This is a genomic window from Nonomuraea aurantiaca (assembly GCF_020215705.1).
Taxonomy (GTDB): domain Bacteria; phylum Actinomycetota; class Actinomycetes; order Streptosporangiales; family Streptosporangiaceae; genus Nonomuraea; species Nonomuraea aurantiaca.
The window spans coordinates 438,106-453,202 of sequence record NZ_JAIWNB010000003.1 but is presented as its reverse complement, the minus strand read 5'-3'; the positions used below and the strand labels follow the sequence as shown (position 1 = coordinate 453,202).

Genomic DNA, 15,097 nt, shown 5'->3' with positions numbered 1-15,097 from the left:
GGCGTCTCCCCTGGAGGTGCGATGCGCTCCCCACGTCCCATTCACGCCCTGACCGCCATCGGCGGCCTGCTCCTGCTCGCCGGCTGCGGCGGGGGCGGCTTCGCCGGCGGCTCGCAGGCGCAGCAGAGCGAGGGGGGCCAGGTCACCGTACGGATGCTGGTCAACATCACCCCGAACCTCACCCAGGCGTACTGGGACGGGCTGGTCAAGCCGTTCGAGCAGGCCAATCCCGGCATCGACGTCAAGATCGAGGCGCCGACCGGCAAGGGCGTGGCCGACACGCTGCCCCAGCAGCTCGCCGCGGGCAACGCGCCCGACGTGGTCGAGACGCTGACGGCCGACGAGACGCTCTCCAAGCAGATGCTCGACCTGACCGACCAGCCGTGGGCCAAGGACACGCCGCTGGTCAAGGAGGCGAGCCTGAACGGCAGGGTCTACACGGTCGGCGTCGGCGTGCAGGCGCAGTCGCTGGTCTTCTACAACAAGGCCACGTTCGACAAGGCCGGGATCGACCGGCCGCCGACCACGCTCGACGAGTTCGACACGGTCATGGGCAAGCTCAAGGCGGCCGGGACGCTGCCGCTGCAGACCGGCGGCGAGTTCCTGACCGGGCTCCAGCTGCTGCAGCTGTCCAGCCCGTCGCGCGCCCAGGCGCACCCCACCTGGCAGCAGGACATCAAGGCCGGCAAGCTCAAAGCGGGCGAGTCGCTGCTGCCGTTCCTGGAGCGCTACCTCACCTGGATCGACAAGGGCTACGTCGACAAGAACGCCCTGGGCATGAAGTACGCCGACGCCGAGACCGCGTTCCTGTCCGGCAAGTCGGCGATGTACGTCATGGGCAGCTGGTTCACCGCCGCCGAGGCCAAGGCCAAGAAGGACTTCGAAGTCGGCGTCTTCCCCGCCCCGGTCGACAAGGGCCTGCGCTACCCGGGCCCGCAGGGCGCCACGATGGCGGCCCCGTACATGATCCTCAAGTCCACCCCGCAGAAGGACGCGGCGGTCAAGCTGGTGCGGTGGCTCGTCACCGACCCTGCGGCGGTCAAGAGCCAGCTCAAGCAGGACGGCAACTTCCGCAGCGGCGTGGAGCGCGAGTTCACCCCGCTGGAGAAGCAGGTGCAGGAGATCCTCGACACCGCCCCCTCCGGGGTCCCGCAGGGTGAGGGGTACGGGGACGCGACCCTGCCCAAGAGCTTCAACGCCGCCTGGAACACCGAGGTCCAGGGCCTGTACGTGGGCAAGTCGCCCAAGGAAGTGGCCGAGGGCGTGGACCGCTGGCTGGCCGGCCGTAAATGACGCTCACCCGGGAAGCACCCCTCGTCACCACCCCGGTCGTGCGGCGGAAACCCAGAACGCGCGACGGCTGGGTCACCGCGATCATGGTCGCCCCCGCCACCGTCCTCTACATCGTGATGCTGATCGTCCCGGTCGGCCTGGCCCTCTACCTGAGCCTGACGGACTGGGACGGCTTCAGCGCCAACCCCGCCTTCGTCGGCGCCGCCAACTACGTCAACCTCCTGGACGACCCCGAGCTGCGCCGCGCCGCCCTCGTCACCCTGCTGGTCGCGGCGGCGGGCACGGCCGGGCTCAACCTCCTGGGTCTCGGATTCGCCCTCCTGGTGAACGGCGTCTCCAGGGCGAACACGTTCTTCCGGATCGTGCTGTTCTACCCGCACGTGCTCAGCGCCCTCGTGGTCGGCTTCCTCTGGTCGGCGATCCTCGGCACCACCGGCGCGGTCAACAACCTGGTGACCACCTGGGGCGGCGAGGTGCTGCCGTTCCTGTCCGATCCGACCTGGGCCACGATCACCATGATCGCGGTGCTGGTGTGGGCGGGGTTCGGCGTCAACGTCGTGCTGTACCTGGCCGGACTGCAGGCCGTACCGCACTCCCTGATCGAGGCGGCGCGCATCGACGGCGCGACCCGCCTCCAGGTGTTCAGGAACGTGACGCTGCCCGCCCTGGGCCCGTCCGTGACGGTCAACATCGTGCTGTCGCTGGTGACGCTGCTCAAGACGTACGACCTGGTGGTGTCGCTGACGGCGGGCGGCCCGGCCGGTCAGACGCAGACCGTCGCCTACCTCATCCTGTGGAACTCCTTCCACGACGCCCGCCTCGGCTTCGGCTCGGCGCAGTCGGTGCTGCTCATGCTGGTGACGGCGGCGCTGGCGTTCGTGGTGACCCGGCTGCGCAGGCGCGGCGAGCTGGCGGTGCACCAGTGAGAAAGCCCTTCCTCTGGGCGACCGTCGCCTTCATGCTCATCCCCCTGTACGTGCTGACCGTCAACGCGTTCAAGGACCAGCAGGACATCCTGGCCAACCCGTTCGGCCTGGGGGGCCTCACGCTGGAGCCCCTGGGCAGGGCGCTGACGAACCCGCAGTTCAACGTGGTCAAGGGGTACGCGGTCACCCTGCTGTTCGTAGTGTCGGTCAACCTGCTCTCGGTGGTGCTGGCCGCGCCCGCCGCCTACGTGATCGCGCGCAGCCCGAAGCGCCGCTTCCGGGTGCTGATGCTGTTCTTCCTGGCCGGGACGTTCATCCCGGGGCAGGTGCTGGTCATCCCGGTGGTCTACGTGCTCAAGACGCTCGGGCTGATGGGGACGATCCGCGGGTTCGTGCTGTTCGAGACCGTGCTCACGCTGCCGTTCTCGATCTTCCTGTACGCGGGCTACATCGCCACCGTCCCGGCCGTGCTCGACCAGGCGGCGGCCGTGGACGGGGCGGGGCGGCTGCGGACGTTCTGGCAGATCGTCTTCCCGCTGATGCGGCCCGCGGTCGCCACGATGGTCATCCTCAACACCTTCTCGGTGTGGAACGACTTCGTGAACCCGCAGATCATCCTGGGCCCCGGCAGCGGCCTGTACACGGTGACCACCGGCGTCTACGCGGCGGTCAGCCAGTACTCCACCGACTACACGGTGGTCTTCCCGACGCTGCTGCTGGCCATCGCCCCGCTCCTGGTCTTCTTCGTCTTCATGCAACGGCACATCATCAGCGGCCTCACCGCCGGGGCCACGAAAGGTTGACATGCGGGAGATCACCGCGACCGTCCCTCTTGGCACGCCGCCTGCCTGGGCGGTGCTCGAACGCAGGCTGTTCGACGCCCTCGACGAGGCGTGGCGGGCCTTCGCCGCCCGCTACTGCGGGCCCGACGGGCGGCTCATCTACCACGGCGCCACCGAGGACCGGGACGGCGCCGACGACTTCTACGAGGCGTTCTTCAACTGGCCGGCGCTCTACCAGCTCGGCGGCGCCGACGACCTGCTCGACGCGGCCAAGCACCACTGGGAGGGCGTGACCGCGCAGCTCACCGAGCTCGGCTACCTGGTGGCGGAGTTCGAGCGCGGCTACGACTGGTTCCACCAGGGCGAGTCACTGCTGCTGTTCTACGGCATCTGCGCCGCCGACCCGCGCGACGAGCGCTTCCGCGAGCGCGCCCGCCGCTTCGCCGGGCTCTACCTGCCCGGCTCGGCCAACTACGACGCCGATCTCGACCTCATCCGCGCCCCGCACAACGGCGCCGGCGGCCCCCGCTACGGCCTGCAGCGGGAGTGGGCCTCCTACCACGCGGGCCTGACCAGCATGCGACCGTACGGCCTGCCGCTGCGCGACCTGCCGGGGATCACCACCTGGGCGGACCTGGCCGATCCCGGCAACGCCGCCCGCATGGGCGCCGCGATGAGCGAGCGGATCGGCCGCGGCGACGTGGCTGTCAACCTGGCCGCCACCAGCCTGGCCGTCAACGCCTGGCTGTACGACGGCGACGACCGCTACCGCGACTGGGCGCTGCGCTACATCGGCGCCTGGCAGGAGCGGGCCGCCGCCAACGGCGGCGTGCTCCCCGACAACGTCGGCCCGTCGGGCAAGGTCGGCGAGCTGCACGGCGGCCGGTGGTACGGCGGCAACTACGGCTGGCAGTGGCCGCACGGCCTCTACAGCGTCGGCGCCGCCGCGGCCGTCGCCGCGGTCAACGCCCACCTGCTGACCGGCGACGACGCCACGCTCGCCATCGGCCGCGACCCCCTGGAGAGCGTGTACGCCCACGCCAGGCAGGCGAGCGTGACCGGCACGGAGATGAGCACCAGCGACCGGTGGCTGGCCGAGCTGGGCGAGGAGGCCGGGCGGCCCACCATGCTGGTGCCCAACCGGCACGACGACGGCGGCTGGTTCGACTTCCAGCCGCCGCAGCTCGGCCTGCCCGTCTGGCTGTGGCACGCGAGCCGGTCCACCGAGGACGCCGACCGGCTCGACCGGCTGCGCGCGGCCTCGGGCTACGACTGGACCACGGTACGGGCCTTCCGCAACAAGGAGGAGGCCGGACACGAGGCGCCCTGGCTGGAGTACCTGCGCGGCGCCAACCCCGGCTTCCCCGAGGCCATGCTGGCCACCGCGCTCGGCCAGGTGCAGCGACGGATGGCGCTCATCGACGCCGACCAGGCGGACCTGGCCACCATCCACGTGCACCACTGGCAACGGCTCAACCCGGTGCTCACCGAGGCGCTGCTGCAGCTGGTCACGGGCACGCCGCAGGTCCTCTACAACGGCGGGCTGCTGCCGACGCGGCTGGCCTACTTCGACGCCGACCGGCACCGCCCCGGCCTGCCCGCCGACGTGGCCGCGCTGGTCGACTCGGTACGTCCCGACGGCGTCCGCGTCGAGCTGGTGAACCTCGGGCTGAGCCGTACCCGCCGGGTCGTGGTGCAGGCGGGCGCGTTCGGCGAGCACGACATCGACCGGGCGGTGGTGACCGGGGCCGAGCCTGGCTACCCGGGCGACCCGCGCTCCTACACCGCACCCCCGGTCAGTGAGGCCGAGCGGGAGGTGGCGGTGGGCGGGCCGCGGCTGCTCGTGGAGCTGCCGCCCGGCCGCCGCATCCGGCTCGACCTGCACACGACCGCGCGCGTCCGCACCCCGTCGCACCAGCACTACTGACCCCTACCGAGCCGCTCTCACGACTTCTACCGAGGAGTTTCATGGACGACCCCATCTGGGACCTTCCCGTTCGCGGGCCGCTGCCCGCCGAACCCGATCCCGCCCTCGTGGCCGGGCTGTCCCGGATCAGCTCGGCCACCGCCTGCGCGAAACTGCACGCCCAGGGCATCCGGCGGACCTTCGTCGAGGGACCGCTTCCGCTGGCGCCGGGGCAGAAGATCGCCGGCCGGGTCCGGACGCTGCAGTTCATGCCGCAGCGCGAGGACATCGCTTCGGGCCTCGGCCAGGAGTACGTCGAGCGGCACACCGCGCTGTGGGCGGTCCTGGAGGAGGTGCGGCCCGGCGACGTGCTCGTGGTCCAGGCGTACGGCAGCGCCTACACCGGCTGCTTCGGCGACATGCTGGTCCGCTACTTCAAGCGCAAGGGCGGCGCGGGCATCGTCGTGGACGGCCGCATCAGGGACCTGCCCCGGGTCGCCGAGCTGGACGTGCCGATCTGGTCCACGGGCGCGACCCCGCACTACGCCTCGCAGGCGGAGCTGTTCCCGTGGGCCTATGACGTGCCGGTCGCCGTCGGCGGGGCGCTCGCGCTCCCCGGCGACCTGCTCGTCGCCGACGACGACGGCGCCGTGGTGGTGCCGCGCCGCCGCGCCGAGTCGGTGATCGAAGCCGCCGCCGACCACGAGCAGTGGGAGCGCTACAGCCGCGCCCGCATCGAGGACGGGGGCGCGTTGTCGGACTACTACCCCCTAACCCCCCAGACCCGCGCCGAGTACGAGCAGTGGCGCGAAGCAAAGGAGAGCCAGTGATCCGGTCCTTGGGCGGGGTCGTCCAGACCCGCGCCGAGTGCACGTGGTGGCGCGAAGCAAAGGAGAGCCAGTGATCTTCAGATCCTTGGGCACGGTCGTCTTACTGCTGGGCGGCCTGACCGCACCGACGGCGGCGGCGGAGAAGGCCACGTGCGACTACTACGTGTCCCCCACGGGCGGCGACCGGGCCGACGGCAGTGCCCAGCGTCCGTGGAAGTCCGTCGAGCAGGCCCGCGACCAGCTGCGGGAGAAGAAGAAGCACCAGAAGTGCGACATCGTGGTCAACGTCAAGACCGGTGACTACGTGGTCGACAAGACGATCACCTTCACCGAGGCCGACTCCGGCGAGAACGGCCACAAGATCACCTACCGCAGCGCCGACGGCCCCGGCAAGGCCAGGCTGCTCGGGGCCAAGCCGCTGACCGGTTGGCAGAAGTACAACGACACCATCTACAAGACCAAGGTCGACCGCGGCTTCTACACCCTGTTCGAGGACGGCAAGCGCGCCACCACCGCCCGCTACCCGAACAGGACCAGCCACGACCTGTGGTCGCCGTACCTGTTCTCGGTGCTGCCCGAGGCGGAATACCAGGCCGTGCACAACTGGCTCTTCTTCGACCCCAAGGACATCCCGAAGGAGTGGGACGCCGACTTCGACAAGAACGCCCAGATGGTCGTCTGGTCCGGCGGCTCCTGGAGCTGGTTCACCGACACCGTGCCACTCGGCGGAGCCGACTTCCGCAAGAACTTCTTCACCCTCAACAACGACGCCCGCTTCAGCCTCGTCAACAGCCGCAGCGGCTCGCGCTACTTCCTGCAGAACACCCTGCGCTTCCTGGACCAGCCGGGCGAGTACTACTTCGACTTCGCCAACAGCGAGGTCTACTACTGGCCGAAGGGCTCGATCGACAAGGTCATGGCCCCCACCGTCAAGACGATCATCTCGCTGGCCGGGTCCTCCCCGGATCGACGGGTGCAGAATCTCGCCTTCGACGGGCTGCAGCTGCAGTACTCCGACTTCGTCGATTGGTACCGCTACGGCTGGAACGCCCCGGGCGACTCGGGCTACGAGCACAAGTACCCGATCTACGACCGGCAGATCGAGATGCCGCGCAACAGGTTCGGCATGATCACCGTGACGAACTCCCGCGACATCGACCTGACCAGGCTGCACCTGTCCGACAGCGGCTACACGGGCGTCTTCCTGCTCTTCGCCAACGAGCGGGTCAAGGTGTCGGACAGCCTGCTGGACAACCTCGGCGGCGACGGGATCAAGGTGGAGGGCGGCTACCCCGGCGAAGGCGACATCTCCGGGCATCACACGATCACGAACAACTACATCTCCCACGTCGGCGAGCTGGTCCCCGGCGACGCGGCCGGCATCGAACTGATGAGCACGGGCAACAACACCGTCAGCAACATCGTCGTCAAGCACAGCGCCCGCTACGGCATCAGCCTGGAGGTCCGCCCCGAGATCAAGAACGAGGACAACTACGCCCGCAACAACAAGTTCTCCTACATCCGCCTGGAGGAGACCGGCCTCGACAGCGGCGACATGGGCGCCTTCTACACCTATGGCGTGCACAACGTCGAGCCGCACCCGATCGACAACTACGTCTCGCAGATGGTGATCGGTGACGTCATCAACGACCCCGCCGGGCAGATGCCGGACTCCGGCACCCGCGGCGTGCACATGGACGCGGGAGGGTGCGGCTTCGCCATCTCCAACGTCGAGGTGGGCAAGGTCAGTGACGACAAGTACCAGGCCTACAAGTGCAACGAGGTCACCAACGCCAACTGGGTGGACGGCTTCGACACCTCGAAGATGGAGTACGACAAGATCGGCGTGACGAGCGCGTTCCCGTACCCGATCCCCAGCTAGACGTGTTCCCGATCCCCAACTGGACAAGGGGCTCCGCGGCGATTGTCGCGGGGCCCAGTCCCATAGCGCCATTATGCGGAAGGTTCGGGCAAGGGGAGAATCGCCGTGTCTACCAGAATGTGGGCCAGCGCTTCTTGCGAAGGATTCGGGCCGAGACCCCTTTCAGTGAATTGACGAGTTTGGGCAGGGCGACCTTGAGCGGGTAGTGGACCAAGAGGTGGACGTGGTCGTGCTCGCCGTTGAACTCGCGCAGTCCGACCTCGAAGTCGGCGCATACCTCGCGCATGAGTTCCTCGCAGCGGATCAGCGGTTTGCATTCCATCGCGGTGACATAAACCAAACCGATACGATCAGCGCGTGGAGCAGGTGAAGCGGACTCGTGCGCACGTGGCGCGCTTGGCGTTGGACAAGCGGCAATCAGCCGTCTTGGACGGTCAAGGCCCACACCGCGCGTGCCGTGTGGAACCTGCTCCATGAGTTCACGACCTTCCGTCAGGGCCGCCTCGCGTCACTGACGGAGTGCGACGCGGCGATTCGGCAAGCCCGCCACGAGATCGCGTGGATGGGGCAACTGCCCGCTCAGGCCGCACAAGCCGTGCTGAAGACCTACCGGCAGGCGTGGGCGAACTTCTTCAACCCCGACCATCCGGCCGAACGCCCGACGTTCAAGGCGCTGCGAGCTGCTGCCTAAGCAGCACAGGAACCCTCCAATGCGGAGGAGCACGTCAAAGCGTCCTTGTCATGAACGCGCTGTTCGGGTCGGGCCGGTAGTCCGCGAACGGCTCGCAGTAGGCGAACCCGAACTTCTCGTACAGCCTCCTGGCCGGCAGGAAGAACTCGTCGGAGCCGGTCTCAAGGCTGAGCCGGGTGAAGCCCATGCGCCTGGCCTCGGCGATGATGTGCCCCAGCAGCAGGGACGCCACCCCGCTGCGCCGGCGCACCGGCCGGGTGCGCATCGACTTCACCTCGGCGTGGCCGGCGTCCAGCCGCTTGATCGCGCCACAGCCGACCAGGGTGTCTCCGTCGACGACCGTCCAGAACGTCACCTCGGGCGTGCGGAGCGCGTCGAGGTCGAGGGCGTGCTTGCTCTCCAGAGGCGTGATCGACCGCATCTGCTGGAGATGCTCGTCGAGGAACGCGGCGATCTCCGGACCGGAGAGGTCGTCAACGGCGATCTTCATGGATTCGGTCCCCTTCCTTACCCCCGAATGGGCGGTTCGGAGGCTATCAGGGTGCCCGGACAGGTCACGGCCTCGCCCGGTTCGCCGCCGGGAGCCGGTTGGCGGCGCCCCAGTCAGCGGCGCCCGGACCGTACACCGGCCACGGGGTGCCGCCGAGGAAGGCCGGCTTCGTCCCGGTGTAGAGGGAGGGCGGGATGGTGGAGCTCTCGCTGAGCGAGCCCCACTTCAGGGTGGTGCCCTCCAGGTTGGCGCCGTGGTAGTGGTCGGTGCCGGACAGCCGGATCGTCCCGAGCTTGTTGCCGATGACGTTCTGCCGGGCCGTCTGCCCGTTGATGCTGCCGACGTCGTTGTTCGCGTAGTTGCGGAACCAGGTGTTGCCCGGCCCGGTCGCCTCCAGCTCGCCCTGGCCGAGCTTGGAGTTGTCGGCGTACCCCTCGTAGAAGCGGTTGCCCTCGATGAGGTTCATGTAGGCGAACGTCCCGTGCAGGGCCAGGTCGTTGTAGCCGTTGAAGGGGTTCTCCAGGGAGTTGTAGCTGATCACGTTGTGGTTGGCGCCGAGCTGCAGCATGATGTGGTGCCGCAGGTCCCACAGCTTGTTGTCACTGACCCGCACCCGGGTGGATCCCCAGTTCACGCTGATGCCGTAGGCGTAGCCGTTCTGGTTGACGAAGGCGCCGTGCACCAGGTTGTGCTCGATCGAGACGTCCTTGCTCCAATAGATGTTGACGTGGGAGCGGCCCGAGCGGATCGACTCGATGTCCTTGATGAAGCCGTTGTTCACCATGGAGAAGGTCAGGTTGTTGACGTTCTCCAAGGTCGGCTGGTTCACCCGTTCGATGGCGAGCTGGTCGACCCCGGCGTTCTCCACCATGTCGATCTCGCGGACCTTGGGGGCCGACGACGCCGGGTAGTCCAGGCCGATCTTCATGTTCAGGTTGAGGGTGTCGCCCTGCTTGGACAGGACCTTGAAGATCTGCGTCTCGATCGGATAGCCGTACGCGTACCGTCCGGCCTCCTTGTAGAGCTGCACGAAATCGCCCGCCTGCAGCCCGGCGGCGCCGGGGACGGTGATGGACTGGCTGCCCGAGGCCACCGACCCCGACACCGTCGCGGGGTCGCCCACGTAGGCGCCGCCGAACTTGAGCTCGGCGTTCACCGACCCGGGCGCGTCGATCAGCAGCCGGGTCCGCGTACGGCCGGCGCCGCGCAGGATGATGTCGTCGGCCGAGATGAGCAGGCTGGTCTTGAAGTAGTAGGCGCCGGGCGGGAAGTAGAGCACCCGCCTGCCCGACGTGCTGCCGATGATCTGGCCGACCTTGGCCGAGGCGTCGATGGCGGCGCTGTCGGCGGGCAGGCCCTTGGTGGTGACGTCGATGGTGGTGAAGCCGCCCGGATCGCGCCACTGGGTGTCGGTCCAGCCAGCCGGGGGGAGCCGGTCGGCCGGGATGTCGCCGGAGTCGGCGGCGGCGGCAGAGGGGGTGAGGGCCAGGCCGAGTACGGCTAAGGCGGCCAGGGCGCGGTGGTCAACTCGCATGGGCGGTTACCTCCTTGGGGATGGAGTCGTGCCGGGCCCGCGGGGCCCGGATGTCCTCCGGCCAGGCCAGGCTGAGGCCGAGCCGGTCGGTCAGTAGCCGCTGGAAGCCGTCCAGCAGGCTCGGGGTGCCGTGGACGGCCTCCGGCGTGGTCCGCGAGCGCGCGCAGTAGGCCGACAGAGCGCCGGCCGCCTCGCCTATCGACCACTCCACCGGGTGCAGGCGGTAGGCGCCGTTGGTGATGTGTGTCGTGCCGATGTTCTTGCCGGCGGCCAGCAGGTTGGCGGTGCCCTGCGGCAGCAGCGCGCCGAGCGGGATCTGGAACGGGAAGCAGTCGATGTCGACGTACGTCCGGCCCGAGGTGCTCGGGTGCAGGTCGATCCGGTAGTAGCCGATGCCGACGCTGTCGGCGAAGTGGGCGGCCCCCGTCTCCGCGCCGCGCATCTCGCGCCCGATGTGCTGCTCGGTGATGGTGAACAGCGCCTTGATCCGGCGCGACTCGCGGATGTAGACCTCCTTGGCCAGGCCGTCCTCGGTGCCGGTGACGTCGCCGCGCAACCTCAGGCCCGGATAGCCGTGGCCGCCGTCCGGGCGTGGCGCCTCGGTCTGCATCCAGTGCACGAGCGACAGGGTCAGCTCGCGTGCCCCCTGGAGCGCGCGCTCGCGCGTCACGTCGTCCACGCCGAGCAGCGGGAGCTCCCAGTAGTCGATCTGCGGCCAGTTGACCAGGGTGATCTCGCCGCCGGGGAAGCCGGGCTCCAGGTTGCGGCGGGCGAGGATCCGCCGGTAGTGCCACAGGTCGTCGGTGCCGGCCGCTTCCAGATCCGCCGCCGCCCCGGCGAACAGCGGGCGGGTGCGGGTGGTCAGCAGGTCCGGCACCACGTCGTCCCAGGACAGCTGCGGGCCGGGCCAGCGCGGATCGACGGTGTCGCGCCAGTGCGCGTATCCCGCCGGCCGGTCGATGGTGTGCTCCTCCCCGGCTCGGTACTCCAGGGCGCAGCACCAGCTGACGGCCTGCTGGTCGAGCGGATCGGCGACGGCCGGCGCGTGCAGCTCGCCGTGCTCCGCGCCGCTTTCGGCGCCGATGACGTACGGGATGTCCGCGAGCTCCAGCAGCTCGCCCAGCTCGGTGGCGTCCACGATCAGCGGCGCGCACAGCGTGATCTCCGTGCCGGTACGCAGGCCGCGCACGCGGACCGCGCCGATCCGCTCGCCGTCGCGGTCGGCGGCGACCGCCTCGAACGGCGACAGCACGGTCAGCGCGCCCGAGGCGATCAGCGGGGAGAGCATCTCCTGGATGACCAGCGCCGCCACGCGCGGCTCGTGGCACAGCCGCGAGACGTTGCCGAACCCCGGATTGAGGGTCTCCCACGCGCGCGCCTCGTCGGTCAGCGGGTAGTTGCGCCGGTAGTGGTCACGGACGCGGGCGCGCAGCTCGCGGTAGCTGGGCGAGGTCAGCGGCGTCTCGATCCACTGGTGCTCGTCCGGCGGCACCGCCTGGGCGGTGAGCTGCCCGCCGAGCCAGTCGGACCGCTCGACCAGGATCACCCGCTGTCCCAGTCGCGCGGCGGTCAGCGCGGCGGCGGTGCCGCCGAGACCGCCCCCGATGACGACGAGGTCGGTGGTGCGTTCGGGCATGCGGAACCTTTCGTAGAGGGCGGGGCTCAGCCCTTGACGCTGCCGTCGGTGAGCCCGGAGATGAAGGCGCGCTGGTTGAACAGGAAGACGGCGATGACCGGCAGCGTGACGAGCACGGCACCGGCCATCAGCGGGCCGTACTGGACGTTGCCGGTGGACAGGAACCGCGCCAGGGCGAGCTGGACGGTCTGGGTCTCCTGCGAGGAGGTGACCACGAGCGGCCAGAGGAAGTCGTCCCAGACCGCGGTGAAGGAGAAGATCGCGATGACCGCGACCAGCGGGCGGGCCAGCGGGAAGTAGATGCGCCAGAACACCCGCCACTCCCCCGCGCCGTCCATCCTGGCGGCCTCGGCCAGGTGCGGGTCGGCGGTGCTGAAGTACTGCCTGGCCAGGAAGATGTTCATCGGCAGGACGAGGTACGGCAGCACGACGCCGCCCAGCGTGTCGAGCAGGCCGGTGCCGCCGACTCCGGTGAGGTCGTTCCCGCCGGCCAGAGGCATGCTCTTGGCCATGAGGAACAGCGGGATCAGCGTCACGGAGACGGGGATCGCCGCGGTGGAGACCAACGTGTAGAACAGGGCGGTGGCGCCCTTGAACGGCAGCAGCGCGAAGGCGTAGCCGGCGGCGACCGCGCCCAGGCAGTTGGTCACCATCGCCACCGCCGTGACCAGCGCGGAGTTGAGCATGGCCGCGCCCAGCCGGGCGTCGGTGACGGCCGTGGTGAAGTTGGTCAGGGTCGGGTGCGCGGGGATCAGCCCGATGGAGCCGAAGGCGTCCCGCTCGGGGGTGAACGCCAGGCTGATCATCCACAGGAACGGCATGAGCACCAGGACGGACGCGGTGGCCAGGGCCGCCTTGCTTCTCATGAGCGCCTCCCGACACCGCGGACGGCCAGGAACGCGAAGGCGATGATGACGGCGAACAGGACGAACGCCATCGCCGACGCGCTGCCGAACCGGTTGTACTGGAAGGCCTCCGTGTAGATCAGGTAGTTGACCGTCGTCGTGCTGCCGAGCGGCCCGCCCCTGGTCAGGACGAAGATCTCAGCGAAGCCCTGGGCCAGGAAGACGATGTCCATGGCGATCACGTACGTGAGCATCGGCCGCAGCCCCGGCAGCGTGACGTGGCGGAAGGCGGCCCGGCGCCCGGCCCCGTCCACCCGCGCGGCCTCGTACAGGACACTGGGGATCGACTGCAGGCCGGCCAGCAGGAGGACCATGTTGGCGCCGAGGGCCTTCCAGATCCGCATGGCGGAGGCGGCGTTCAGCGCCGAGCCCTCCTCCAGGAGCCAGCTCTGCCCGGGCCGGCCGAGCAGGGCGAGGATCTCGTTGAACAGGCCGTGCTGGGAGTACATCCACAGCCACACCATGCTGACCGCGGTGAGCGAGACGATGTGCGGGACGTACAGGGCGGAGCGGAACAGCCCGACACCGCGGAAGGACTGCTTGGCGAGCAGCGCCAGCCCGAGCGCGATCGCCACCGTGATCGGCAGGACGATCAGCACGTACTTGCCGGTGACCATCAGGGCCTGGCCGAATTCCGGGTCGGCCAGCAGCCTGGCGTAGTTGTCCGTGCCCACGGGCTGCGGGCCGGACCGGCTCAACGGGCTGTAGCGGGTGAAGCTGAGCGCGAGCCCGTACAGGACCGGCACCAGCTGGAAGATGATCAGGTAGAGCGCGGCGGGCAGGACGAACAGCACCCCCACCCAGCGGCGCGACCGCCCTCCCCGGGCAGGCGCGCGATGAGCGCGCGCGTCCCGGGGCCGGGCCTCGGTGAGTGTGGCCATCAGCCGTTGAGGATCTTCTTGACCTCGGCCGCGGCCTCACGAAGCGCCTGGGCGGAGTCGACCTTCTTGTTGAGCGCCTGCTCCAGGTGCTTGGCCATGATGTCGCGGATCTGCGTCCAGCCCGGCACGTTGGGGTTGGGGCGGAAGTGGGCGGCCTGCGCGACGAAAGCCTGGATGACCGGGCTGCTCTTGACGTAGAGGCTGTCGGAGGCCGAGACGCGCGCCGGGATGGCGCCGATGCCCTGGGTGTATTCCAGGCTGGTCGCCGGGGAGATCATGTACGAGATGAACTTCCAGGCCAGGTCCTTCTGCCGGCTGTCCTTGTTGATCATCAGTCCGGGGCCCGCGCCGCCGACGGCGACGCCCTGGGCCGTGCCCTCGAACGTGGGCACCGGCATGACCCGTACGTCGAGATCGGGGCTGGCCTTGACCACCTGCTGAACCATCTGCGGCGCCAGCACGGTCATCGAGGCGTCTCCCGTGACCAGCGGCTGCTGGGCGATCGGCATGTCCTGGTAGTTGACGCCGAGCTGGTTCGCCACGGCGTCGGGCCCCTGGTAGACGGAGACGAAGTAGTCGAGGGCCTTGATCCCGGCGGGCGAGTCGAACGCGACGTTCTTGCCGTCGGCGCTGATCTGCTCGCCGCCGGCGGAGCCGAGCAGGCCGGCGAACGTCTGCTGCCGCCCGATCGGGTGGCTGGGCAGCAGGAGCCCCGCATGCGTGATCTTGCCGCCGGCGCGCTTGGTCAGCTTCTTCGCGGCCTCCTTGACGGCCTCCCAGGTGGCGGGCGGCTTGGCGGGGTCGAGCCCGGCCTTGGTGAAGTCGCCGGCCCGGTAGGCGATGAGGTTGCCCTGCATGGACAGCGGCATCAGGTATTGGGTGCCGCCCACCTGGCCGCCGGGCAGGGCGTTCGCCAGGTCCTCCCGGTCCTGTGCGCTCAGTCTGGCCACGTCGGCCGTCAGCGGTTCGAGCCGGTCGTTGGTCACGAAGTCGGCGACGGCGGCCGGGCCGTGGCCGAAGACGTCGGGGGCCGTCCCGGCGGCGAAGGCGGCGTTGAGCTTGGTCGACAGGTCCGGCCAGTCGAGAAAGGTGACCTTGACCTTGGCCCCGGTCTCCTTCTCGAACCTCGGCACGATGGTCTTGGTGACCAGGTCGATCTCGGTCTGGTTCGTACCGGGGAACCAGACGGCGATGGCGTTGTCCGCGGGCTTCGCGGTGTCCTGGGCGGGGCCGCCGCCGCTCAGGCCGCACCCGGCGACGAGCGCGAGTCCGGCCCACAAGCCGTATCTGCTCTTCATGATCGTCTCCTAATTCGTATTAAATTTCCACCACGCGTCTGTC

At 69.4% G+C, this 15,097-nt stretch carries 13 protein-coding genes and 1 pseudogene; 7 read left to right on the top strand and 7 right to left on the bottom strand.

What is annotated here, in order from left to right; genetic code table 11:
• Positions 1–21: 21 nt before the first annotated feature.
• From LDL49_RS11565 to LDL49_RS58320, 6 genes are all read left to right on the top strand, one after another.
• Positions 22–1,293, top strand: a complete 1,272-nt coding sequence (locus tag LDL49_RS11565) for an ABC transporter substrate-binding protein (protein ID WP_225290971.1) — start codon at positions 22–24, stop codon at positions 1,291–1,293.
• Positions 1,290–2,219, top strand: coding sequence for a carbohydrate ABC transporter permease (locus tag LDL49_RS11560; protein ID WP_225290970.1), 930 nt, complete (start codon positions 1,290–1,292; stop codon positions 2,217–2,219). The genes LDL49_RS11565 and LDL49_RS11560 overlap by 4 nt, the downstream gene beginning before the upstream one ends.
• Positions 2,216–3,022 carry a carbohydrate ABC transporter permease gene (locus LDL49_RS11555; protein WP_225290969.1) on the top strand — a complete coding sequence of 269 codons (807 nt, stop codon included), beginning with the start codon at positions 2,216–2,218 and terminating at the stop codon, positions 3,020–3,022. Before LDL49_RS11560 ends, LDL49_RS11555 begins: the two co-directional genes overlap by 4 nt.
• Position 3,023: 1 nt before the next feature.
• Entirely contained in the window at positions 3,024–4,928 is a 1,905-nt protein-coding gene (locus tag LDL49_RS11550) for a DUF8034 domain-containing protein (RefSeq protein WP_225290968.1), read from the top strand.
• Positions 4,929–4,969: 41 nt separating this feature from the next.
• The gene (locus LDL49_RS11545) at positions 4,970–5,737 is read left to right on the top strand and encodes an RraA family protein (protein WP_225290967.1); all 768 of its coding nucleotides are present in this window, start codon (positions 4,970–4,972) and stop codon (positions 5,735–5,737) included.
• Positions 5,738–5,807: 70 nt separating this feature from the next.
• Complete coding sequence (locus tag LDL49_RS58320; protein ID WP_225290966.1) at positions 5,808–7,619, top strand: right-handed parallel beta-helix repeat-containing protein; 1,812 nt, start codon at positions 5,808–5,810, stop codon at positions 7,617–7,619.
• A gap of 127 nt (positions 7,620–7,746) precedes the next feature.
• Here the strand turns inward: LDL49_RS58320 and LDL49_RS11535 are convergent.
• A pseudogene (locus LDL49_RS11535) lies at positions 7,747–7,959 on the bottom strand (IS200/IS605 family transposase); the annotation flags it as partial.
• 117 nt (positions 7,960–8,076) lie between these two features.
• On the opposite strand from LDL49_RS11535, the gene LDL49_RS11530 reads away from it, so the two are divergent.
• Positions 8,077–8,310 carry a hypothetical protein gene (locus tag LDL49_RS11530; RefSeq protein WP_225290965.1) on the top strand — a complete coding sequence of 78 codons (234 nt, stop codon included), beginning with the start codon at positions 8,077–8,079 and terminating at the stop codon, positions 8,308–8,310.
• Between the two features lie 34 nt (positions 8,311–8,344).
• Here the strand turns inward: LDL49_RS11530 and LDL49_RS11525 are convergent, their stop codons facing one another.
• The 6 genes from LDL49_RS11525 to LDL49_RS11500 form a co-directional block, all read right to left on the bottom strand.
• Positions 8,345–8,800 (bottom strand): GNAT family N-acetyltransferase, encoded by a 456-nt coding sequence (locus LDL49_RS11525; RefSeq protein WP_225290964.1) that lies wholly within the window; start codon positions 8,798–8,800, stop codon positions 8,345–8,347.
• A 64-nt stretch (positions 8,801–8,864) separates the two neighbouring features.
• Positions 8,865–10,334 carry a right-handed parallel beta-helix repeat-containing protein gene (locus LDL49_RS11520; RefSeq protein ID WP_225290963.1) on the bottom strand — a complete coding sequence of 490 codons (1,470 nt, stop codon included), beginning with the start codon at positions 10,332–10,334 and terminating at the stop codon, positions 8,865–8,867.
• On the bottom strand, positions 10,324–11,970 hold the full coding sequence (locus LDL49_RS11515) for an FAD-dependent oxidoreductase (RefSeq protein WP_225290962.1): 1,647 nt from the start codon (positions 11,968–11,970) through the stop codon (positions 10,324–10,326). Before LDL49_RS11515 ends, LDL49_RS11520 begins: the two co-directional genes overlap by 11 nt.
• Positions 11,971–11,996: 26 nt before the next feature.
• Positions 11,997–12,836 (bottom strand): carbohydrate ABC transporter permease, encoded by an 840-nt coding sequence (locus LDL49_RS11510; RefSeq protein ID WP_225290961.1) that lies wholly within the window; start codon positions 12,834–12,836, stop codon positions 11,997–11,999.
• The gene (locus LDL49_RS11505) at positions 12,833–13,756 is read right to left on the bottom strand and encodes a carbohydrate ABC transporter permease (RefSeq protein WP_225290960.1); all 924 of its coding nucleotides are present in this window, start codon (positions 13,754–13,756) and stop codon (positions 12,833–12,835) included. Before LDL49_RS11505 ends, LDL49_RS11510 begins: the two co-directional genes overlap by 4 nt.
• Entirely contained in the window at positions 13,756–15,054 is a 1,299-nt protein-coding gene (locus LDL49_RS11500) for an ABC transporter substrate-binding protein (RefSeq protein WP_225290959.1), read from the bottom strand. The genes LDL49_RS11505 and LDL49_RS11500 overlap by 1 nt, the downstream gene beginning before the upstream one ends.
• Between the last annotated feature and the right edge of the window lie 43 nt (positions 15,055–15,097).